A 24,409-nucleotide genomic window follows, 5' to 3' on the forward strand; every position below is an offset into this window, starting at 1 on the left:
GCTTACTGGCTTGCTATTCTTCACATCGATCTTCTTCCTGAAATTCCCCCCTTGGGGGGTGACTTCTAGCTTCTAGCTTCTAGCTTCTAGCTTCTAGCTTCTAGCTTCTAGCTTCTACCTTCTAGCTTCTAGCTTCTAGCTTCTACCTTCTAGCTTCTACCTTCTAGCTTCTACCTTCTACCTTCTTCCTTCTTCCTTCTTCCTTCTTCCTTCTTCCTTCTACTTACCATTGCAAACCCTGATTCAACAAAGCTGTAGCTGCCTCGCTATCGAGAGGTTTAGAGAAGAAGTATCCCTGACCGTACTCGCAGCCTAGGAGCCGTAATTGAGCCAATTGAACGGCGGTTTCGACACCTTCGGCCACTACCTCCATCCCCAAACTGCGAGCTAACATGACGATCGCCCTGACGATTTCCAAATTTTCACCTGTTTCTCCGATGCGGCTGACAAAAGAGCGATCGATTTTCAAAGTATTGATCGGGAATTTATGCAAATAACTTAAAGAAGAATAACCAGTTCCGAAATCATCAATACAAAGCTCAATTCCCAAATCTCTCAAATGAGAAAGCATCGCCGCTGCCGCTTCCCCATCTTGCATCACTACACTCTCCGTAATCTCCAACTTCAACCAACGAGCATCCACCCCTGTTTCCTGCAAAACTTGTTTAATTTGTTCGATGGAATCCGGCTGTTCAAACTGTCTCCCGGAGAGATTTACAGCTATTGTTAGCGGTGAATCCTTGGCTGGTAATTGCAAATTTTGCCACTGGATAATTTGACGGCAACTTTCATTCAAAACCCACAAACCCAAGGGCATAATTAGGCCAGTTTCCTCCGCCATGGCAATGAATTCCATCGGAGAAACCAAACCCCGTTCGGGATGCAGCCAGCGGACGAGGGACTCAAATCCTGCGACTAAGCCAGTTTTTAAACTAACAATTGGTTGGTAGTAAACAGTAAAAGGACATTCTAATTTTTGACTAAAAATATGAGATTTTTGATGTTCTAAGGAACGATTAGTTTCGTACAGAGACGAATTTTCTCCATGACTGCCCCATCGCAAATCTAACATTGAATATTTCAAATTCAGTTCTTCTATGGACTGCCGCAAATCATTTTCCAAGTGCATCAAAGCCACAGCACGAGTGTGCATGGCACTGGTAAACACTTCATAGCGAGCTTTGCCGAGAGATTTTGCCCGGTACATGGCAATATCAGCATCTCGCAAGATATCTCCGGGCCACTGATATTCCTCACTACTCAAAGCAATGCCAATGCTAGCAGTAATAGAAACTTTATTTCCCTCTAAATGTAGGGGTCGTTCGATCGCCTTTTGAATTTGCTTGGCTTGGGTGATGGCATCTTCCACACCTTGAATTTCCTCCAATAAAATCACAAACTCATCTCCGCCCAAACGAGCTGCGGTATCACCAGGACGCAAACAAGTCAAGAGACGGCGAGCAATGCCCAGTAGCAGCCGATCGCCCGTGCGGTGTCCCTGGCTGTCATTAATCACCTTAAACCTGTCCAAATCGAGAAACAGTACCGCAAACTGATAGTTAGGATGCCGTTTGACACGAGCAAAAGCTTGGCCCAACCGGTCTGTCAACAAAGCCCGGTTGGGTAAATCGGTCAAAGCATCATGCAAAGCATCGTGCAATAACTTATCTTCTGCCATTTTGCGCTCGGTGACATCGTGGCAGTTGACCACAATTCCCCGCACTGAAGGTTCCGCGAGTAAATTCGTCGCCACCGCTTCCAAAACGCACCAGAAACCATCCTTATGCCACACTCGATATTCTGCCAGTCCCAGGCCTACTCTTGGCATTTGGATGATACCTTTAAACACTTGACCCACCATGGGCAATTCGTCGGGGTGAATCAGCTCAAATACAGACCTACCAAGAACTTCCGCCGTCGGATAGCCCAAAATCCGCTCTAGGGAAGGAGAGACATAGCGACAGAAACCTTTCTCGTCGAGAATTACAATAATATCTCTAGCATTTTCAATCAGCGATCGAAAGCGCTTCTCACTTTGTCGCAGTTCTTGCTCCGTGCGTTTGCGATCGGTAATATCGGTATTCATGTAAATCTGACCGACTATTGTCCCCGTGGAGTCTTTAATCGCATCGGCCCGCAACAACACTTGCAAAATCTTGCCACTTTTGGTGATTTTGGTAACTTCACCACACCAAGAATAACCGTGGGCGATCGCTTCGAGCACCTCCTGGGCAACGGCCGCATCAGCAAAAATGGTGTGTATCCCCCCAGCATTCCTGAATTCTGCTACGGTTTCGTATTCAAATAGTTGAGAAAAAGATTGATTTTGATAGATGTGAGTACCGGAGACATCGGCCATGCCGATCGCATCACTGGAACTTTCCACCGCCTTGCGAGTCAACACCAGAGCCTCTTCTGCCTGCTTGCGTTCGGTGATGTCAATCCCCACCAAACAGGCTGCTTTGCCCCCATCGTACTTTTGAGCCACAATCAAATAATGTCCCGCCGACTGGCCATCGGTGGTTTTGACCTTGGTGGAAAGTTCTTTGACTACTTCTGTAGCATTGCTGGCAAAAAAACCCCCCAAAAAAGAGTAAAAATCCGAACTCACGCCCAGAAAGCCGATATCTTGGCCTACGAAAGCCGAAGGCGGTAAACCGTGAAGTTTGGCTAAATGTTGATTAACCCCCAAATAGCGCAAATCCGAGCTCACCCAAGATACTGTTCCGGGAACTGCTTCCAAAATAGTTTGCAGTTGGTCATTAGTTTGCTGCAACTCCTGCTGGACTTCTATGCTTTCGGATAAGTCTGATAAAATTCCGACGAAGTGAGTCAAATACCCCCTCTCGTCTCGCACCGGAGATAGGAACAACTTATTCCAAAAAGGAGTACCGTCTTTGCGGTAGTTTTTGATCACCACCTGACATTCTAGACCTTTGGCGATCGCCTCATGGAGGTTAGCGACGGTAGCCGGATCGGTATCAGGACCTTGCAAAAAGCGACAGTTGCGCCCCAATATTTCGTGGCTAGAGTAACCTGTAATCCTTTCAAAGCCTGGATTGCAATAAATTATGGGATAGTCGGGGGCTAGAGCATCAGCAATGACAATACCATTGGTGGTAGCAGCCAAAGCTCGATCCCGAAGCCACAGTGATTGTGACCCATTATTGCGATCGCCAACCTCCCCGACTCCACCTAAATTAAAAATTGACTGGTTCTCCCGATTTCCCATCAGCCGAACTTTGAACCAAACCTCTACAATTTCGGAGTTTTTCTTACTTTAACGTTTTTCAGGACTTACGCAAGCCCAATCTTATTTCCCTACTAAAATACTCCATATTTCGCGCAGTAGCTCTAGTACGCGATGGGTAAAGCCCCCATCCCTAAAGGGAGCGGCTGGTATAAACCACCGGCGTTAAATACAGCGTCACAATTTGGGAAAACAGCAAACCACCGACAACTGCAATTCCCAACGGGCGGCGGGCTGCCGAACCATCACCCAGTCCCAGGGCGATCGGCAAAGTTCCCATTGGGCAGTAAACCATAGCTCATCAAACCAAATATAACTATACCTACCATGACTAAGGTAGTCATTACTGGTTTGCATAGGCGATAGCATGACCCCAGACAATTTATTAGCTGTCGCCAGATATTTACTCCAGTCATGCTACAGCCTATAGGAATATATTTGCCTAACACAGATGCACCCAAACTATTTCCCTGGTTGACCGCGAGGCGGCGTAATATTAATTAGCGGCAAGCTGTTGTTTCCTCCCATGACTGTGGGAAACTTACCGTCCCATTTTTCAATTGCTTGCTGCTGCAAAATTTCTGGAGTTAATGTTAGTCGCTGCAAGCGCTGGGCTTCTGCTTGACCTTTGGCGCGGTTAATTTCGGCTTGAGCATCTTGGGTGGCTTTTTTGACTGTAAATTCTGCTTGTTTAGCTTCTTGTTCTGCTATTTGTTTAGCTTCGATGGCTTTACTAAATTCTGGAGAAAAGCCAAAATTTATCAAGGAAACATCTCTGACTATGACGCCGTAAGGTTCCAATCGCTTTTTGAGGCTGTTGTCGATTTCTGTTTTGAGTTCCGTCCGCTTAGTAATAATTTCTTCTGCTGTTTTTTTAGAGGTTGCTGCTTTATAGAGACTCAGGTTGTAACGACGTATTTTCATGGGAAACACTATTTGTATAAATTTGTTAATTTGTATTAGGCTATTTAGCCCTTTAATTAAGATCGTAACTTGCGATTTAGGATATTGCCTTTCATAAATTCATTTATTTAATTCATAAAAGTCATAGGGTTGTGAGTATCTAAAATTACCTTCACAGTGTCAGTAATAAGACTCTGACTAAAAAAAATAAGGGCTATCCGATCGCCTTCAAGGGGCCAAGAAAATTTATCGCCATCAAATATAAAGAAATCAAGTTCAAAAATGCGACAGAATAGGTTAAGGTTAGATGAGAGCGGTTGAATTGATGTCAAATTGAGGTCTAAATGCAGCAGCAACACCCTTGGCCAGAGACAATTGAAGAGGCGATCGCTATTCAAGAACAACTCCGGTCATTGGTAATTGCCGAAAACCAACTGTCAACAGTGCGGTACGTTGCAGGGGTAGATGTGGGCTATCACAGTTCAGATGCGGTTTCGCAGGCTGCTGTAACGGTTCTGAGCTTTCCCGATTTACAGTTACAACAGCAGGCGACGGCTTGTAGTGTGACTGCTTTCCCTTACGTTCCCGGCTTCCTGTCTTTTCGAGAAGTGCCAGCCGTTCTCCAGGCTTTAGAAAAGCTAGATCTGATGCCAGACTTAATATTGTGCGATGGTCAAGGGTTGGCTCATCCGCGCAGGTTCGGTCTGGCCTGCCATTTGGGAGTTTTGACCTCAATTGCGACCATCGGAGTTGCTAAAACTCGATTTATTGGGGAACATTCAGAAGTAGGTTTAGAGCGGGGGAGTTGGCAGCCTTTGCAAGATTGCGGACAAACTGTAGGTGCAGCACTGAGAACTCAAACAGGAGTAAAACCGATTTATGTTTCGATCGGTCATAAGGTAGACTTAGTAAGTGCGATCGATTACGTGCTGCGCTGCGCCCTGAAATATCGCTTGCCAGAAACAACGCGATCGGCAGACCAGTTAACATCTGGATAATTGGCTAGGCCGGAAGACATCGACAAAATCAAAAGTAAAAAGACAAAAAAGTATCCCTCTTTGGACTTTTGACTTTTAGTGATTGAGGTGTCGCCTGCTGTGAAAAAATCCTTTGAGTCGAGAAACATTGGGTTTTTGGTTCCATCCTTCCAGCGAAATAAAAAATGACTATACCTGAGAAAGAGGTATCAAAGTCGGGAGATTGTTAGAGTGATTCAAAGACAGTAACTCGGTTAAAGATTGACTCAGGAAACTTACAGCGCCAAATGTGAAACATTTTTGCTTCACATTGGTAAATTAGGACTTATGCCAGAAAAAACACAAGGAACCGGGTTTTTTAAATCTTGTCGCTGGCTGTAACGATGTTTTTTCGTAAAAAAAACCAGGCTTCTGCATAAGTCCTATAAACTCATGAACCGATCGTCCTTCTGGTGAAACCTATGGTTTAAACTGGTATGATGACGTTTCATGATTTACGGCCACAAACCCGATCGCTGACTTGGATTACCAACTACAGTGGCAGACTAAGGTGCGATCGATCCAAACAATTAGACAAAAAACAAGGAGACAGTCATGGCTGAAAAAAGCAAACGCGGATTCGCTTCTATGGACGCAGAAAAACAGCGCGCAATTGCTAGCAAAGGCGGAAAAGCTGCCCACGCTAAAGGTACTGCCCACGAATTTACTTCGGAAGAAGCGAGACAAGCAGGTCAAAAAGGCGGCGAAGCTGTCAGCAGAAATCGGGAGCACATGGCTCAAATTGGTCGCGAAGGTGGCCGGAAAAGCCGCAAAACCGAAGCTTAAGTCTGCTAGCAATCCACACACTTAAGGAAATGTGGTTTGACAGTACGATGAGTCAAGCAATTAGGCAACACTGTTGAGAGTAGAAAAAAATGCAGGCGCTAACAGCTTGCAAACACCAATTTCTCTCTCGACCAAAGTCAATCCAATAGAAAAAAGCCCCCCTGGTGGGGCTTTTTTGTTTGGATAATTATGGGTAAAATTTTTCTATATCTGAGGAAGCAACAAAATCATGACAAACCAGCTTACTTTAGAATGGACTGAGGCTGGGGTGCGTAAACGTCAGACCATTGAAAACGGACAGCCGAGCAAAAATCTGGGAACGGTGAGGATCGGCCGCGACCCCGGTAAATGCGATATAATATTGTCCCATCCAACGGTATCGGGACTTCACATCGAAATATTTTTTAATCCCGCATCCCAGGAGTTTGAATTGCGAAATTTGCGCCCAAGCAATCCGTCACTGGTAGATGGGAAAATTCTCCCCCAAGGGGAGGCAAAATTGAGGTCTGGTAGTCGCATCCGTTTAGGTGAAGTAGAACTGGAGGTGGTTTCGGTATCGGCAACGGAGGTTGGGATTGTGCCGACGGTGTTGCTATGGGAGAAACAGACTCAAGTTTCTGCCCAGCCCACGGTGCCTTCAACCTATGGTTTGCTCTGTCCTAAGTGTGCTCGCACTTCGCCCTATGCTCAATTGAGTGCTGGGTGTCCCTGGTGTGGTACTTCTTTGGCGGCTGCTGCTAGTGTGTTTCTTTCGCCTTAATCGCAGTTGAAGTCAGGGGAGATTAGGGCCTAGACTTAAGTTTAAAGAATTGCAGATGCTACGATCGCGGATGTTTAAAAAATAGTAATGAATTCTCAACCTTGGCGCCTGCGACTGACTTGGGTAGATACTGTTACCGGGGATCGGCGCTCCCCCATATTTGACTTACCCATCGCTTTAGGACGAGTTTTTGAAGCTATGCCTGCTACCATTAATGGCGATCGAGTTTCTCGAATTGAGCTCAAAAGCAGTCAAGTTTCTCGCTTCCACGCCGTGATTGCCTCCGAAGCCAATAGTATCGTCGTAACTGACACTGGCAGTCGCAACGGTACTTTTGTCAATGGGGTGCGCCAAACTCGGTGCGTGCTGGCCAATGGCGATATGCTACAAATAGGACCCTACGCGATCGGCATTTCTTTTGCGGTTAATTCCATAGAAACACCCTCTGTCAATTCTCATATTTTCTTTAACCCCCAGACAAATGGCCCCGACTCCGCCATCGAACAACCTGGGGTGTCGGCACCTTCGGCCAACGTCAGTAGAGGGGAGTTTCCGCCCATCGCATTTTTGCACGCCTCTGAGGTGACAATCCGATCGATCCAATCCATGGGAGTACCCGTCGCAGAGATTGATTGGGCAGCCGTTGGAGGGGGTTTGGGCAGCTTTATTTGGGTGGATTTGCTGAGAATTTGTGGGGTGAAGAGCGATCGAATTGCGGTTTTGGGCATGGAAAATCAGCCTTACGCCCGCTACCGTCGGTTATGTCTGAATTCTCAAATTCCGCTCCACGAACGGCTTAGATCGAATTCTGACTCTTGTCCAGACAATATTTGGGGTTGGCCTCCCTATGCGCTGCGGGAAGCTGGGCAGGAATTGCTCAAGGGTCACTTGGGGGTGTCCCTGAAGTTGATGTGGCAGGTGTTTGCGGAACCGACTTTTGCTGAAACTTATACGCCTCGCGCGGGGAATGTGTTTGATTCTATTGACAGGGAGGTCGATCGCATTGGCTGGAATCAGATGTTTCGCTATGCTAGGGTGCGGGGAATTCGCAAAACAGATGACGGTAGGTACGCGATCGCTTATTCTAAATCCAATGCCCAGCAACGGGAACACGCTTTTTTGATCGCCAAATACGTGCATTTAGCCACGGGCTATCCAGCCATTCAATTTTTGCCCGACTTGCAAGCTTATCGCGAAATCACCCAGGATTTTAAGTCCGTGGTGAATGCTTACGAAAACCACGACGATGTTTATAAACAGTTGGAATCCCGTGGTGGAACTGTGTTGTTGCGCGGGCGGGGAATTGTGGCTTCGCGGGTGGTGCAGCGACTCTACGAAGCCAGACAACGCAACCAGAATATTCAAGTATTGCATTTGATGCGATCGCCCAAACCTGTTGGCAATACCTTTAATCTCGCACAAAGAAGCGTTGAAAATCACTATGAATTTCAACCTTTCAATTGGCCGAAAGCTTGCTGGGGCGGAGAATTACGGGTGGTGTTGGAAAAGGCCCCAGCGGAATTGATGCCCCAGTTGCTGACAGATTGGGGTGGGACTACTACTGCTAGCCGCAGCGACTGGCGACGTATGGTACAAGAGGGTTTGAGTCAAGGATGGTATCAGATTACCTTTGGGGAAGTGGAGCGAGTTGAGCGCGACAGTCGAAACCGCACGGTGACTTATATTCGGGAAAAAGAACTCAAGGGACAAATTCAGTTAGAGGCTGATTTTATTATTGATGCTACGGGTTTGGATGCGAAGGTGAAAACCAGTCCTTTGCTGGAGGATTTGGTGGTGCAATACAATCTCCCACTGAATGGATTGGGACGTTTGAGCGTGCAAAAGGATTTTGAGGTATTCTCCATGCGGAATGCTTCTGGGAGTAAGGGGGATGGGCGGATGTACGCAGCGGGTGCGATTACTTTGGGGGGTCATTATGCGCCGGTGGACAGTTTTTTGGGCTTGCAGTATGCTGGTTTGCGATCGGTGGAAAGTCTCGCCAAAGCCAAGGCTCCTGGTGTTCGGAAATTGAGCGTTGTGCGATCGTTAGTACAATGGTTAAAGTGGATTTTCAATCAATCACCAGGCTAAAATTCCTCATCAAAAATCCGATGACTCCTACCTTATTTGGTCGCTGGCAAACTCGAATCTTGTTATTTGCAACTGTAGGCGTTTTAGCCACACTGCCTTTTTTCATGGGTTTAATTGGCTCCCAATCAGGAGCCATATTTTTCAGAATTTTAGCCTATGTAGGCATTTTTGGCATGGGTTGGGATATTTTATATATCTACATTCAGCATTTCCGTTGGGACCGAGATTGGCCTGGTGCTTTTCAATTCCTGGCGGGAATTTGGGAAGCAATTTTTGTGTTATTTTTAATCAAAATTGTCGGTTTACCCGGCATACCTCCGCAGGATTTGGAATTGAGGGCTTTTGGTTTGCACTACAGTTTTGTCTGGCTAGCGATTTATTTGGCTTCCCAAACATTAATGCGGATTTTGTTTCCCTACTGGCGTTTTCGTGGCGGCCAGTGGCTTTGATGATATAGAGCAATCCTTCCAGGAGTCGTCAAGTTTTTTACCCCACCCCAACCCGGACCTTATTAAGGTCTGGGAGTAAGAAGTTCACAAATAATTTAGGATTGCTATAGCAACATCGGCAACTGTTATATTTGCACAAAACTCCTAAAATTTGCCACAATATGATTAAGAACTACCCAATTTTATAATCACTAATGCTCGCCATAGAAACAGAACGAACAGAACGCAACTGGAAACCCGTTATTCAAGAATTTGAAGCTATACTGGGCAAAAACGGCGTTGTCAAGCGCCGGGAAGAATTGCTGGTTTATGAGTGCGACGGACTCGCTAGCTACCGCCAGCGACCGGCCTTGGTGGTATTGCCCCGAACTACGGAAGAAGTGGCACAGGTGGTCAAAATATGCGATCGCCACTCAATTCCCTGGGTAGCCAGAGGTGCTGGTACGGGGCTTTCTGGTGGCGCTTTACCAGTCGAAAACTGCGTATTAATTGTTACCGCCATGATGCGCAAAATCCTGAAAGTAGACTTAGAAAATCAGCAAGTAGTCGTACAACCAGGAGTAATTAATAACTGGGTAACTCAAGCAGTTAGCGGTGCCGGTTTCTACTATGCACCAGACCCTTCTAGTCAAATTGTTTGCTCCGTTGGCGGCAACGTTGCCGAAAATTCCGGTGGCGTTCATTGCCTCAAATACGGAGTCACAACTAATCACGTTTTAGGATTAAAATTGGTACTACCCGATGGTTCCATTGTGGATGTGGGTGGCGAAATTCCTGAGATGCCCGGTTATGATTTAACAGGTGTATTTGTCGGTTCCGAAGGCACTTTGGGTATAGCAACAGAAGTTACTTTAAGAATTCTAAAATCCCCCGAATCTATTTGCGTTCTTCTGGCTGATTTTTCCAGTATTGAAGCCGCGGGAGAATCGGTTTCAGATATTATCAGCGCTGGCATTATTCCGGGTGGCATGGAAATCATGGATAACATCAGCATCAATGCTGTAGAAGATGTTGTAGCTACAGGCTGCTACCCCCGTGATGCGGCGGCAATTTTGTTAGTAGAAATCGATGGTTTAGAGGTAGAAGTTGCCGCCAATAAACAACGAATTACTGAAATTTGCAAGCAGAATGGAGCGCGGGAAATCACCACAGCTCATGACCCAGAAACCCGGATGAAAATTTGGAAAGGACGGAAAGCCGCCTTTGCCGCCGCAGGTCATTTGAGTCCTGATTATTATGTACAAGATGGTGTAATTCCTCGTACACAAATGGCATTTGTCCTCAAGGAAATTGAGGGTTTAAGTGAAAAATACGGCTATCGGATTGCGAATGTTTTTCATGCGGGAGATGGGAATTTACACCCGCTGATTCTGTACGATAATTCCGTGGAAGGAGCGCTGGAAAAGGTAGAGGAATTGGGTGGAGAAATTCTGAAACTTTGTGTGAAAGTCGGAGGTAGTCTTTCGGGAGAACACGGTATTGGTGCTGATAAAAAATGTTTTATGCCAGATATGTTTTCGGAGGTAGATTTGGAGACAATGCAGTGGGTACGCGAGGTGTTTAATCCGAAGGGTTTGGCGAATCCCGGAAAGATGTTTCCCACTCCTAAAAGTTGCGGAGAGGCGGCGAGGGCCAAGGTGGAAACTGTGAAGAATTTCGATGGTGTTGAGGTGTTTTAATATCAAATCCGTTGACATCGGAATTATTATTTCTCTCTTCTCTTTCTCTGTGTCCTCTGTGTCCTCTGTGGTTTAATAATTCCGATACAACCGGAATTAATATAAGTTGTGATTCCTGCTATTTGTAGTGAGGACTTTCGTCCTCTCTCTCTCTCGGTGTTGAATTACTCAGGACTAAACTCCTGAGTAAAAACCACTTTGACCATCGTAATTGTTTTTGGTCATGCTTGATTTATTGTTTGATAGGGATTCTGATAATAAAGGTTGTTCCTTTCCCTAACTCGGAAATACAATCTAATTCTCCTTGGTGTTTTTCTACTACTATTTGATGGCTAATTGACAAACCCATGCCCGTGCCTTTCCCAATGGGTTTTGTAGTAAAAAAGCTATCAAATATGTGCTGTTTGACTTCTTCGCTCATTCCTGGGCCACTGTCGGTAATGGTGATTTCTGCAAAATTGGGTGCAAGGAAGCGATCGCCAACCGTATCTCTCACTTTTGTGCTAATTTTAATCTGGCTGGGATTGCCTCGGATTTCTGCTAACCCTCGCTGTTGATTCCAATCATCTAAAGCATCGATCGCATTACTGAGAATATTCATAAATACTTGGTTGATTGGCCCGGAAAAACATTTGACATTGGGTAAATCTCCGTATTCTTTGATGATTTGAATCGGTGGTATTTCTCCTTTTCCTTTCAAGCGGTGATTGAGAATTAACAGCGTGCTGTCAATTCCTTCATGAAGATTAATCGGTTTCATTTCTGAATTGTCGTTTCGCGAGAAGTTTCGCAGGGATTGGACAATTTGGGAAATGCGCTCAACTCCCACATTCATTGAAGATAGTATTTGCGGTAAGTCTTCAGCTATAAAATCTAGTTCAATCGCCTCTGCTTCTGCTTGAATTTCTGCTGCGGGTTCGGGATATTGCTGTTGGTAAAGTTCGAGAATGTGTAGCAAGTCTTGAGTATAGTTATTCAGATGGCCGAGATTGCATGAAATGAAACTGATGGGGTTATTAATTTCGTGGGCGACACCCGCAATGAGCAATCCCAAACTAGACATTTTGTCACTCTGCACTAATTGGCTATGAGTTTCTTTGACTTCCTGAAGTGCTGCTACTAATTTAGTAGCTTGTTCTCTACTTTGTGCTTCGGAAATCTGCAAATCTTCCTCAGCTTTTTTGCGCTCTGTAATGTCTCTCTGCACACCGATAAAATGAGTTAGTTTTCCGGTGCGATCGCGTACTGGAGATATGGACAAAGCATTCCAGAAAGCTGTTCCGTCTTTGCGATAATTTTTTAAAATTACTTGACATTCACTTTGGGTTTGTAAGGCTTGGCGAATTATTGCTAAGGCTGCTGGATCGGTATCAATTCCCTGCAAAAAACGGCAGTTTTTGCCCAAGATTTCCTGCCGTCGATAGCCTGTGATGCTTTCAAATGCGGGATTGCAATATACTATGGGATGTTCGGGTTTAGTCGCGTCAGAAATCACAATCCCGGTGCTAGTGGCCGCCATCGCCCGATCGTACAACCAGAGGATTTCTTGTGTGCGTTTGCGATCGGTAATATCCCGCAACGTAGCCAAATAAGCGATTTCCCCTTCCCATTCCGTTTCCACCACCCGCATTTCTACCACAGCATTTTCTTTGTCCTTGCGAATAGCTTTCACTTCTGTTTGCACCACACGCATTCCTGTTTTATCTGTATTCCCAACTTGGGGAATAATATCTGCCTCCATCTCAATATCGCAAGCAGAACCTTCTACTACCAAAACACCAAAAAACTCTTTCCCTAAAAGTTCCTCCGCCTTGCAGTTAAACAGTGCTTCTGCTGATGGGTTGACAAAGGCAACAAGTCCTCGTTTATTGACAATTGCCATGCCATCTGCATTTTTTTCAATCGCATTCCTAAACCTCGATTCACTAGCTTTTAAATCTTGCTTTAATTGTTCTATTGCTTTTTCCATCTGCTGCAATTCGCACAAATTAAAACTATAAGCTTCTGACATTTGGCTAGGTACTGAAGTATTTCCTACACCTTTTGAAAGTAGAGATTTGGAACTCAAACCACTATTTTTAGCTACTGTGTTTGATAAAATGCTAATATTATTACTAGGATGGCCTTGCTCTGTATCTTTAGAAAACATCTTTAATACCTCTCACAAATTTTAAATTAAATTAAGCTTTTGAAATTGCTCCCTGGTCAATAATCTTGATGAAGAGAACAATTTACCAGAGATACTAGCACACGGATTCGAGTAATCATGCAAATTTATTATTAAATAAAATTAAGGTAAATTTTTAACTTTGACGGTTTGCTCATTATCTATCATCACCCATCAGCTATTTTCAAGACTATTTAAAAAACTACTCAACATAAATTAGTATAGTTTTATGAAGATATTATGAAGATATGTAGGGATTAACAAGCTCATCATTAAAAATATAAATCAAAAATAATCAGAAATTGGCCATGATTAAATCCTAGCGACGCAGCCAAAGTTGATCTAGAATGTAACCTGTCTATTTTTGCGATCGCAACTTCAAACCAATGGCACGTCTAGCACTTCTGAGCGTCTCGAACAAAACCGGGCTAATTGACTTAGCACGGACTTTAGTAGCAGAATTTGAATTTGACATCATTAGCAGCGGCGGAACAGCGGCAGCTCTCAAAGCAGCAGGAATCCCCGTCACAAAAGTTGCAGAATATACCGGTTCTCCCGAAATTTTGGGAGGGCGAGTCAAAACCCTCCACCCACGCATCCATGGCGGTATTTTAGCACGTAGGGATGTATCAGAAGACCTCACAGATTTAGCCGAAAATCAGATTCGCCCCATTGATTTAGTGGTTGTCAATCTGTATCCATTTGAACAGACAATTGCGAAGGATGGAGTTACCCTAGCAGACGCCATTGAGCAGATAGATATCGGCGGACCTGCCATGCTGAGAGCATCGGCTAAAAACCACGCTCATCTCACAGTTTTGTGCAATCCAGACCAGTACAATACTTATTTAGAAGAACTGCGGCAAAATGGAGGAGCAGCTTCCTTAGAATTTAGGCAAAAATGTGCCCTAGAAACCTTCAAACATACAGCCAACTACGACAGCGCGATCGCAGCTTATCTCAGCAGTCAATACCCTGAAAATTCCTCGCCAATCACCGACTTTAATGTTTCAGGAAAAGAACTGCAAACTCTGCGGTATGGCGAAAATCCCCACCAAGCCGCAAGCTGGTATCAAAGCGGAATTACACCCACAGGCTGGACGACGAGCACTATCCTACAAGGTAAAGAATTAAGCTACAATAACCTAGTAGATTTAGAAGCAGCAAGGAGACTAATTGTCGAATTTCCCAACAGTCCCGCGGCGGCTATTCTCAAACATACAAATCCCTGTGGTACAGCCTTGGGAACCACTATTGCTGAAGCTTATCAAAAAGCATTTGACACGGATTCAGTATCGGCTTTTGGTGGCATTGTAGCACTAAATCGCCCGATTGATGCAGCTACAGCCACAGCATTAACTCAGACATTTTTAGAATGTATTGTCGCTCCTGGATGCGAACCGGAAGCGGAAGAAATTATCAAGAAAAAGGCAAAAGTGCGAGTGTTAATTTTGCCAGACTTGACCCAAGGACCTCCGCAAACTGTTAAAATAATTGCTGGTGGTTTGCTGGTGCAAGACTCTGATAATGTAGTAGAAAATACGAGTAAATGGCGCGTAGTTACTGAGAAACAGCCGACAGCACCAGAGTTAGCAGAATTGCTGTTTGCTTGGAAAGTCGCCAAACACGTTAAATCAAATGCGATCGTGGTGACGCGAAATTGCACGACAATCGGTGTTGGTGCGGGACAAATGAATCGTGTCGGTTCGGTGAAACTAGCTTTAGAACAAGCGGGAGAACAAGCCAAAGGAGCAGTTTTAGCTAGCGATGGTTTCTTCCCCTTCGATGATTCAGTAAAAACGGCGGCGGCTGCGGGAATAAGTGCGATCGTCCAACCGGGAGGAAGTATGCGCGATCGAGATTCGATCGACTGCGCGAACCAACTCGGAATCACAATGGTTTTCACCGACGTGCGCCACTTTTTGCATTAATATAGCAACCTCCAAGGCTGTTAAGACGCCAGTGATATCAATTTCGGTTGTATCGGAATGATTTAACCGCGAAGGCGCTCTTGACACGAAGGAAGAGAAGAGAGGGTGTTATATGATATCAATTTCAGTACCACGGAAATTGATATAGCAATCCTAAATCATTTGTATAGTTTCTTGTAGGGGCAATCCCCCCGTGGTTGCCCTTAGCTGCTGGGGTAGGCACGCAGGGCTGTTTCATTCTCTTGTAGGGGCAGCCCCCCGTGGCTGCCCCAATCTCTGAAATGACGGAAAATGGTTGGTGGGGGGGTAGGCACGCACCATCCACTACCCCTACAAACCCCTCGTTTTTTGGAGAATGAAACAGCCCTGGGTAGGCACGGGGGCACTACCCCTACAAATCTTCATTAATCATTTAAGATTGCTATATCAATCATTCTCTCTCTTTTTTCCCATCCTCTGTGCTCTGGGCGTCCTCTGTGGTTCCTTCCATCTTTCCCCCATGCACATAAATTTTGGATGAGTGACGTTGCGACGCAGCTTTTTGCAACATTTTCAACTTTTCTGGGTCAGCATTCGATCGCCAAAACAAGCTATGACCCTTAATTTTTACACAATTTTCCTCCAAACACTTCTGCCATTCCTGATGCTTCTGAACTAAGCAACTATCCAGAATGCCTAATTTTTGTTCTTGGCGAGTCAGTTTATCGAACTTGGCGTAATGGGGATAATTAGAAGTGACAAAGGCTTCTTTTCTCACTAAAATAGGCGGGTTAGATAAATTATAAAATTTCTGATATTTTACCGAAAGGTCCCGTAAATCTATGTGCATGACTGTGTGCAATGGGGGATGGGGATTAGCATCAAAATCAGGATAAAATAAATAGGAAATCTGAGGTTTATCAGCGTAAAATTTGATAATTGTAGCACCGTCTAGACGACCAATGGTACGGTTAGCTAAGCCTTCATAGAGTCGCAATAAAGGGTCTAGTTCTGCTAATGCAGAGACGTGAACTGAAAGGGAACCTGGTTGTTTGTAGCCGATCGCACTATCTTCGCAACAATCACCAATAATCTCACTTTTCCCTAAACTATATAGCATTAAATCTGCCAAAGTGCAAGCTTTTTGATAATTATCAAACAAACCTTTGATGTCGTTACGAATTTGAGCCGGGAGTTGACGAAGAGAAGGTCGATCGCCCAAACCGTTGAGAGCGAGATAGACTAACAAATCCTGGCGGCGTTTGTCGGCGATTGTCTCCCAATCATCCGCATCCGTAGCTTGCAAAATCACCCTCCAAGCCCGATTAAAACTGTGAAATTCCCCCTTAATCGCGGCTTCTGAAGCTAATTCGCCTTTGACGGGAAGGCGGCCGCGATCGCTCACAAAAGCCATCAAAGGAGCCAGAATATCGGCGTAATCTTCAAAACGCTTCACTTGCGATCGCACTCTAGGCGTCAATAAGTGCGATCGAAACCGAGCAGCCCGAAAACCTTCACCTGTAGCCACATCCCGAAACACAAAATAAATCCCTAAAGCCACAGGAATTGCATCAACATTTAAAACTTGGTCAATATAAATTTTCAACTCTTCCTGTTCGTAATACTTCTGAAAAGTATTGCGAGAAGTAATCACCCCATCCCCATAAGCAATTTGACCTCGATCCGTATCATCAATTAATACCTGAGCCGCCACCACCAATATTTTTTTAGTCAATTCCCAAGCATTCAGCAAAGCTTCTCGCCGTTCCCCCAAAGACTCAATGACATTAATTACATAACCAATATTCACAATATCTGCCTGAACTAGCACAGTATCTGGTTGATAATAAGGGTCCCATCCCGAAGCAGCATAACCTTCTTCAGTAATATGTTTAATATCCCCACCGTAACCACAACCATAATCAAAAAAAGTATCGCCATCAATAAATAAATCAGATTCTAAAACCAAACGCACAGGTTTAGAAAGAGAATTTCGCAGCATCGCAGCCTTGTGTCGCTCAATCTTCGGCATTGATAACTGACTATTCTCCTCTTTCTCACGTTCAACCACAGCATGATCTTGAATTTTCACACCGCAATAGCCCAAATATTTCAGCCAACCTTCGCGAGTTCCAATAACGCTAGTATTGTCAAGGAGTCCCCATTTTTCTTCGGAGTTAGTCAGTTGAGCAAACTTCTGGTAATGGGGATAATCCGCCGTCACAAAAGTTTCTTTACGGTGCAAAACAGGTGGATTTTCACTAGCGCTGTAGTCGATACATTTAACTTCTCCGGTTTCCAGATTAATTTGGATACTTTTTTGTAAAGCCGGGTGAGCATCCGTATCAAAATCTGGGTAAAAAAGATAAGAGATTTTCGGTTGACGAAGCTGAAATTTAATTACAGTTGCTTCATCAATATTTGGGAGATTTTCTCTGGCACATTTTTCATAAATTCTGACAACAGGATGGAGTGCTGCTAAAGCCGAAACATGAACATAAAAAGCCGTGGGTAATTTTTTGCCAACGGGGCTTTTCTGACAGCAGCGAGCCACTTTTTCCACCAGAAACTCCACCCCAACTCCCTCGTTACCCAGAATCACCTGATTTTCTTGATTACCAGGCTCTACCTGCTCTTGATGCAGCAACAATTCCCGATAAAAAGCGATGAGAGGTAGAGGTGTCAGTAATTCGGGATTATTTTCTAAGGGTGCGATCGGGGAAATAATGTTGAGTTCGGATTCATAAGTCATCAGAAAAATGGGTAGAAACCCCGTCCTTTTAGGACGGCTTTACTTGAAGTTTTGTTAAAACCTGCTATTTCACACGGGACTTGCTAGAGTGTGAAAGTAACGCGCTCAAGGTGAGCATGACACTAAAAGCCTTCAGCTATCGATTCTACCCAACGCCGGAACAAGAAAGTTTGTTGCGACGCACACTGGGCTGTACCCGTTTGGTCTATAACCGTGCTTTAGTCGCAAGGACCCAAGGATGGTATGAAGATCAAAAGAGAATCGGCTATGCTGAAACTTCTAGTATGTTAACCGAATGGAAGAAAACGGAAGAACTGGATTTTCTTAATGAAGTTAGCTGCGTGCCATTGCAGCAATGTTTGCGACACCTGCAAACAGCTTATACTAACTTCTTTGATGGGCGAGCGAAATACCCCAATTTTAAGAAAAAGCGGAATGGCGGTAGCGCAGAGTTTACCAAATCTGCTTTTAAGTTTAAAAACGGACAAGTTTACTTAGCAAAGTGCGCGCAAGCACTGCCTATTCGCTGGAGTCGAACACTGCCGAGCGGTGCGACACCATCAACCTTAAGTGTGAAGCTTGCACCGTCTGGTAGGTGGTCAGTCTCTCTCTTGGTAGATGTTGAGATTAAGACGTTACCCTCCTGCGACAATCAAGTTGGCATTGACTTAGGAATTGCGAGTTTACTCACTCTGGACACTGGTGAAAAAATTACCAATCCCAAAGGATTTAAGGCAAAGTATCGAAAACTCAGGAGAGCGCAGAAATCTTTAAGCCGAAAGCAAAAAGGGTCTAACAACCGCCACAAAGCACGACTCAAAGTAGCGAGAGTGCATCAAGAAATTACTGATGCAAGAAAAGATAACCTTCACAAACTAACCACTCAACTGGTGCGCGAAAACCAAACAATTGCCATTGAGGACTTAGCTGTGAAAAACATGGTTACAAATCGGAAACTCGCCCTAGCTATCAATGATGCAAGTTGGGGTGAATTGGTCAGACAACTTGAATACAAGTGCAAGTGGTACGGCCGTACTTTAATCAAGATTGACCGATGGTTTCCGAGTTCAAAACGATGTGGCAATTGTGGCCACATCGTTGAAAAGATGCCGTTGAATATCCGGGAATGGGATTGTCCTAATTGCGGGACGCACCATGACCGAGACATCAATGCAGCAAAGAACATTTTGGCGGCTGGGCTTGCCGTTGCAGTCTGTGGAGCGACCGTAAGACCCGAACAGAGTAAATCTGTGAAGGCTGGTGCGAAACCCCGTCAGGGACAGAAGCAGAAACCTAAATCGTAAGGTTTGGGAATCCCCATGCGTTCACGCCGGGGAGGATGTCAAAGCTAAAATTAATGCCATTTCTTAATTTTGAGCCTATTGTATACCAACTGCATCAAATTTCTGGATAAATTAGAGTTTGAGAAGCTTTAAATTCCATCTCCTTTTAACATGATACTTTCTATAAATTGCTGAACTCGTAATAAGTAATTTGACAAACTCCCTAGGATGCGATCGATACCATCATTTTTTTCCCATTTGACATTTGGTTGCTGAGACTGAAAACTGCGAGCGTGAACCTCTAATTGTGCTGCTAAATCCGACATCAAGGTAACTCCCACATTGGCAGAACTTCCTTTAATACGGTGAGCTTGATATTCCACAACTTGCCAATCTTTAGCTAGGACGGCATTTTGGGCAAATTCTAAATCTACTTTTACATTTTCCACAAATGATTGCAAAATTCGCTGAGGCAATTTAATATTAACTCGTCCAAGTTGCTCCAATCTTTGCTGGTCAAACAGTCCGTCGCAGTCTCCATATTCCCAAGTTTGAACTGCGATTTGGTGTTCTGGCGACACAGCCGAAACTAGCTGTTTTGGCAATGGGTTGGTAAATATTGTGGTTGAATTATCGTCGCTTTTGTCATCAATATTGTTATTTTTCGAGAGATTTCTTTCTACTTGATAAGTGTTGATAGCAGCCGCTAAGGCAGCCAAATCTACTGGTTTGCTGAGGTAATCATCCATGCCGATCGCCAGACACTTTTCTCGTTCTCCCGGCATGGCATGAGCAGTTAAAGCAATCACAAAAGTGTGTCGATCGCCCTTTTCTTGTTCCCGCAATTTTTGGGTGGTTTCATAACCATCAAGGATGGGCATTTGACAATCCATCAGCACCAAATCGTAGCTGTTAGCAGCCAGCAAATCCAGTGCTTCTTTCCCATTACTAGCGCAGTCAGCCTGATGGCCTAAAACCGCCAATTGTGCGAGAATAACTTGTTGGTTGATCTGGTGGTCTTCCGCTAGCAAAATTTTGAGGGGTGACTGGGAATTAGTGGGATTAAAAGATGGAGAATTAACCACCGACAAATCGCAAGTATTGGTTGCAAAAACGCTCCCAAAATCTCCTCTACCATTCACTGCCCACAGCAGGGCCGGAAGGAGCCGAGAAGCCATCACAGGCTTCATTAAATAGCCGCTAAAGCCTCGATCGCAAAGCGCTTCAGCTTTGGGTTGTGTGCCCAAAGAGGCGATCGCGATTAACGGTCCAATTGCCGAGAGCGATCGCACTTGGGCAACAAATTCCTCCGCCTCCAAATCCGGCATTTGTAAATCTACAAACACGACATCGCAGCAGTTTTCCCCCGCTTCCAACTGCGAAGACATCCGGCTATGGGCACTTGTCAACCAAGTCAAAGCAGCAGCAGCAGTTTCTGCTTCATCGCAGCGAGCTCCCCAAGTTTGAGCAAAGGCTCGTACTGCGGCTCTCATCAAAGCGCTTCCAGAGACTACTAATAGCTTTTTACCAACAAGTTCAGGATGAGTTTGTTCGGCTTGCCATTGTTTTTCCAAAGGTATAGAAAACCAAAAAGTCGAACCACTACCGAGGGAACTCCGCACCCCAATTTCACCTTCCATCCTATCCACTAACTGCTTGCAAATAGCCAAACCCAAACCCGTGCCACCATATTGTCTAGCCGCCGAACTGTCTACTTGAGAAAAAGATTGAAACAGCTTTGTCTGCCCTTCGGGGGAAATTCCAATGCCAGTATCCCGCACTGAAAATAATAATTTATCTCCTTGCCGATTATCTTGATTTTGTTTATCGCGTTTAACACTTACGTAAATTAAAATTTGACCACCATCGGTAAATTTAATGGCATTTCCGGTCAAATTCAGCAATATTTGCTTCAATCTGTTAGAGTCTCCTACCAATTTTCTAGGTACTGAACTTTCAACTACCATATTTAATTCAATACCTTTCTCCTCGACTAAAGATGCCACCATTTCTATTACTGATTCCAGGCAGTTATCCAAGTCAAAATTTTCCTTTGCCAACCGCATTTCTCCCGCTTCTATTTTAGAGAAGTCGAGGATGTCATTAATTACCATCAGCAAATGTTCTGCACTGCGGTAAATAGTTTGAGCGAGTTCTCGCTGTTTTGGTTCCAGGGGAGTACGTACCAATAATTCAGCCATCCCCAAAACTCCATTCATGGGAGTGCGAATTTCATGACTCATATTTGCCAAGAATTGCGACTTAATCAAGCTGGCTTTCAGAGCAGTTTCTCGCGCTTCTACCAACTCATTAATCTTGTCAGCAACCATCACCATTCCCCCGACTTGGCCATCGGCACTATACCAAGGGTGGGCGGCCCAACGCAGGATTAAAATAGAGCCATCGGCTCGTTCCCAAGCATCTTCGCTACGAGAAACTATTTCGCCTGTTAACACTTGTTGATACAACATTTTCCACCCATCGGGGAGATCGGGAAACAAGTTGTAATGGCTTAAGTTACTCAGGGATGGTAAGTTTAAATTAAATTGAGTCAGCCATCTGTCGGAGTGAGCTAAATAGCGCATTTCTGTATCGAACATCGCCATTGCTACAGGCACGCAAGTAATAATTTGTCTCAGTTGCTGCCGTTCTCTTTCTAGAGCATCTTCTGCGTTTTTGCGATCGGTAATGTCGCTAATCATGCCTGCCATCCGCACTGCTTTTCCTTGGGAATTCCGTTGAGCTTTTCCTTGGGAAGTGCAGTAACGGTAAGCACCGTTCGAGTGCAGCAGCCGAAATTGTACGTTATAGTCTATTTCTGCTTCCAAGTGAGCTTCGATCGCCTGGATAATATCGTCTTTGTCTTCGGGGTGAAGTCGCGTGTATAGAGCTTCCATAGTATGACCAAATTGCGATCGCCCCAAACCGATCATCTCCAACAGGCGATCGTTCCAATAAACTTCATTTTTACTTAAATCCCAATCCCAAATTCCATCGTTAACTCCATCTAAAACTAACCTGTAGCGTTCTTCACTTTCCTTGAGTTTTTGATTGGTATAAAAGGCATGAGATTCGGCGCGATAAACCCGAATAGCATTGTAAAAACTGCGGGCTAAACTATCTGAAGACAGCTTGCCTTTAACGATATAATCAGAAGCTCCCGCCTTCATCAATTCCACAGCAATTTGTTCATCACCTTGACCTGTAAGCACAATTAAGGGAACTTTGAAACCCACTACCCTAATATCTTGTACCAACGTCAGTGCGTCTCCATCTGGCAATCGGTAATCTAGGAATACGCAGTCAAATTTACAGTCAAATATCTGATTGGAGAACAGGGGATTTTCTGTATTCTCAACCTCCATCGGCTTTTGAGATTGCTCCTGTTTAGAGAGTCTGGCCGCCGCGATATCATTTTGGTCGATCGATAATTTTTCTAGGGCACTGGCGCAGTCTTCGGCTTCAGAAATTTCCACCACAACGCCGGCAGATTTGAGCGATCGCCTGACTTTCATCCGATCGACTTCATCATCATCAACTATCAGAATTTTGAACCCTGTTTTCATAACAACCAAATTGTGGATTACTCTGAAATAACTGACAGTCGTGAATAAAAATTTAAAATTTATATTTGTACAATAAAAATAATACTTTTTTTATGGGGATTTATTTTTTTTTATGGTATCTCGTTTAACATCCAGTATTTGTTCAGCGTAGACATAACATCCACAAAATTAGAAAAAGTGACTGGTTTAAGAATATAGCCAGCCACATTTAAATTATAAGCTTCTACCTTATCTCTATCTTCATTGGAAGTTGTGAGGACGATCACCGGAATCGACCTCAAATTTGTATCGAGGCGCAATTCTCGCAAAAATTCAATCCCGTTCATTCTGGGCATATTCAAGTCTAACAAAATCAATCGGCGGTCTAGAGGCATTGCTGGATCTATTTTAGCTTCTCCCCGCAAAATAGCAAGAGCCTCTAATCCATTTCCAGCGATATAAAGAGGGTTAGGGATATTATTTTTTTTGAACGCACGGCGGACGTTCATCACATCAACCTCATCATCTTCAACCAAGAGGATATTAATTTTTTTGTCTTGCATAAATCTGCCTTTTTATAGATTTTTTGTGTGCAGCATTAGTTGTAGCATCCCCAACAATCCGATGTCACAAGACGCAAAATCTATCACAGCAATAGTTTCAGCCATTAATCCTGTGTGGTCCAACCGAGAAACTAACGTAACTATAAGTATTGTGGAATTGTGGAACAGACTGTGGAGCCTGTAAAGCAACACTGGAACAAGTTATGTATTTTATTGTACATTCTGTTTTCTAGATTATTGTGCCGATCGGACCCAAGGCCAAAATCCAGAGGATTCAGAGGAGGGAAAAAACTCGTCAATCAAGGCCGATCGAGCTAGTGTAAAATCTAAAACTCATCTAAATTATTCATCGCCATGTCAGCCGATCGCAAACTCTACGAAGGCAAAGCCAAAATCCTCTACTCCACCGAAGACAGCGAAATTTTGCTGACTTACTTCAAAGACGACGCCACAGCCTTTAACGCCCAGAAACGGGGTAGCATCATCGGCAAAGGCGAAATCAACAATGCCATATCCGCCCACCTGTTTCGGATGCTAGAAGCCAAAGGTATTCCCACCCACTTCATCGACACCCCAGCGCCCAACCAGATGCGAGTTTGTCGCGTCCAAATCTTACCCTTAGAAGTCGTAGTCAGAAACATCGCGGCCGGTAGTCTGTGCAAACAAACCGGATTGGCGATCGGCACAATTGTCAATCCCCCATTAGTAGAGTTTTATTACAAAAACGACGATTTGGGAGACCCGCTGCTGACACGGGACAGACTGCTGCTGATGCAGCTAGCCACTCCCGAACAAGTAAACCAGCTAGAAACCGCCGCCAGAGAAATCAACGAAATTCTCAAAGAATTTTTCAGCCAGTGTGGCATCACCCTGGTAGACTTCAAACTGGAATTCGGTATAGACCAACATCAAAACCTGATCCTTGCCGACGAAATCAGTCCCGATACTTGCCGACTTTGGGACAACGCAGAAACCGATCCCGATGCCCGTGTGATGGACAAAGACCGATTCCGCCGCGACTTGGGTTCAGTAGAAAGCGCTTACCAGCAAGTTCTCCAGCGAGTTCTAGCTCAGAAAGTCTAGAGGCCTTGGCAATGCGCTAAAATTGCACAGTTTGTCACGGACATTCAGCACTCAGCAGTCAACAGTTAGCATTCAGCGGCAAATTCAAGCTACTCAATAACTAATGACTAATGACTAATGACTGATGACTGATGACTGATGACTAATGTGGTGTGTGGATTCCAAACAAGTG

General features: G+C 44.6%; 16 protein-coding genes. 9 read left to right on the forward strand and 7 right to left on the reverse strand.

The features are described 5' to 3' along the window. Nucleotides 1-223: 223 nt before the first annotated feature. From AAFP14_RS04125 to AAFP14_RS04135, 3 genes are all read right to left on the reverse strand, one after another. Nucleotides 224-3,232, reverse strand: a complete 3,009-nt coding sequence (locus AAFP14_RS04125; protein ID WP_341731029.1) for an EAL domain-containing protein — start codon at nt 3,230-3,232, stop codon at nt 224-226. A 151-nt stretch (nt 3,233-3,383) separates the two neighbouring features. After that, complete coding sequence (locus AAFP14_RS04130) at nt 3,384-3,545, reverse strand: efflux RND transporter permease subunit (protein ID WP_341731030.1); 162 nt, start codon at nt 3,543-3,545, stop codon at nt 3,384-3,386. 167 nt (nt 3,546-3,712) lie between these two features. Next, nucleotides 3,713-4,174 carry a prohibitin family protein gene (locus tag AAFP14_RS04135; RefSeq protein ID WP_341731031.1) on the reverse strand — a complete coding sequence of 154 codons (462 nt, stop codon included), beginning with the start codon at nt 4,172-4,174 and terminating at the stop codon, nt 3,713-3,715. Nucleotides 4,175-4,497: 323 nt separating this feature from the next. Here AAFP14_RS04135 and nfi point away from each other — a divergent pair, with 323 nt between their 5' ends. From nfi to glcD, 6 genes are all read left to right on the forward strand, one after another. Next, nucleotides 4,498-5,151: a deoxyribonuclease V gene (gene nfi / locus AAFP14_RS04140; protein ID WP_341731032.1), complete on the forward strand. Its 654-nt coding sequence runs from the start codon at nt 4,498-4,500 to the stop codon at nt 5,149-5,151. A 573-nt stretch (nt 5,152-5,724) separates the two neighbouring features. Next, the gene (locus tag AAFP14_RS04145) at nt 5,725-5,955 is read left to right on the forward strand and encodes a KGG domain-containing protein (RefSeq protein WP_340518378.1); all 231 of its coding nucleotides are present in this window, start codon (nt 5,725-5,727) and stop codon (nt 5,953-5,955) included. Between the two features lie 229 nt (nt 5,956-6,184). After that, a complete protein-coding gene (locus tag AAFP14_RS04150; protein ID WP_340518382.1) occupies nt 6,185-6,715 on the forward strand; it encodes an FHA domain-containing protein in 531 nt (176 codons plus the stop codon). Nucleotides 6,716-6,802: 87 nt separating this feature from the next. Continuing rightward, complete coding sequence (locus AAFP14_RS04155; protein ID WP_341731033.1) at nt 6,803-8,806, forward strand: FHA domain-containing protein; 2,004 nt, start codon at nt 6,803-6,805, stop codon at nt 8,804-8,806. Nucleotides 8,807-8,826: 20 nt separating this feature from the next. After that, nucleotides 8,827-9,255, forward strand: a complete 429-nt coding sequence (locus tag AAFP14_RS04160; protein WP_341731034.1) for a hypothetical protein — start codon at nt 8,827-8,829, stop codon at nt 9,253-9,255. A gap of 194 nt (nt 9,256-9,449) precedes the next feature. Further along, complete coding sequence (gene glcD, locus AAFP14_RS04165; protein WP_341731035.1) at nt 9,450-10,934, forward strand: glycolate oxidase subunit GlcD; 1,485 nt, start codon at nt 9,450-9,452, stop codon at nt 10,932-10,934. A 232-nt stretch (nt 10,935-11,166) separates the two neighbouring features. Here glcD and AAFP14_RS04170 read toward each other — a convergent pair whose 3' ends face one another. Beyond that, nucleotides 11,167-13,083, reverse strand: a complete 1,917-nt coding sequence (locus tag AAFP14_RS04170) for a PAS domain S-box protein (protein ID WP_341731036.1) — start codon at nt 13,081-13,083, stop codon at nt 11,167-11,169. 404 nt (nt 13,084-13,487) lie between these two features. On the opposite strand from AAFP14_RS04170, the gene purH reads away from it, so the two are divergent. Next, nucleotides 13,488-15,032, forward strand: a complete 1,545-nt coding sequence (purH, locus tag AAFP14_RS04175) for a bifunctional phosphoribosylaminoimidazolecarboxamide formyltransferase/IMP cyclohydrolase (RefSeq protein WP_341731037.1) — start codon at nt 13,488-13,490, stop codon at nt 15,030-15,032. A gap of 430 nt (nt 15,033-15,462) precedes the next feature. Here purH and AAFP14_RS04180 read toward each other — a convergent pair whose 3' ends face one another. Next, nucleotides 15,463-17,763 carry a DNA phosphorothioation-associated putative methyltransferase gene (locus AAFP14_RS04180; RefSeq protein WP_341731038.1) on the reverse strand — a complete coding sequence of 767 codons (2,301 nt, stop codon included), beginning with the start codon at nt 17,761-17,763 and terminating at the stop codon, nt 15,463-15,465. Between the two features lie 116 nt (nt 17,764-17,879). Here AAFP14_RS04180 and AAFP14_RS04185 point away from each other — a divergent pair, with 116 nt between their 5' ends. Beyond that, a complete protein-coding gene (locus AAFP14_RS04185) occupies nt 17,880-19,067 on the forward strand; it encodes an RNA-guided endonuclease InsQ/TnpB family protein (RefSeq protein WP_341731039.1) in 1,188 nt (395 codons plus the stop codon). A gap of 128 nt (nt 19,068-19,195) precedes the next feature. On the opposite strand, the gene AAFP14_RS04190 is transcribed toward AAFP14_RS04185, so the two are convergent. Next, entirely contained in the window at nt 19,196-22,612 is a 3,417-nt protein-coding gene (locus tag AAFP14_RS04190) for a response regulator (RefSeq protein WP_341731040.1), read from the reverse strand. A gap of 110 nt (nt 22,613-22,722) precedes the next feature. After that, entirely contained in the window at nt 22,723-23,154 is a 432-nt protein-coding gene (locus AAFP14_RS04195; RefSeq protein ID WP_341731041.1) for a response regulator, read from the reverse strand. Nucleotides 23,155-23,508: 354 nt separating this feature from the next. Between AAFP14_RS04195 and purC the strand changes: the two genes are divergently transcribed. Next, nucleotides 23,509-24,237, forward strand: a complete 729-nt coding sequence (purC, locus tag AAFP14_RS04200; protein ID WP_341731042.1) for a phosphoribosylaminoimidazolesuccinocarboxamide synthase — start codon at nt 23,509-23,511, stop codon at nt 24,235-24,237. Nucleotides 24,238-24,409 lie beyond the last annotated feature (172 nt).

The organism is Microcoleus sp. EPA2 (genome assembly GCA_020882975.1).
In the GTDB taxonomy this organism is placed as follows: domain Bacteria; phylum Cyanobacteriota; class Cyanobacteriia; order Cyanobacteriales; family Microcoleaceae; genus Microcoleus.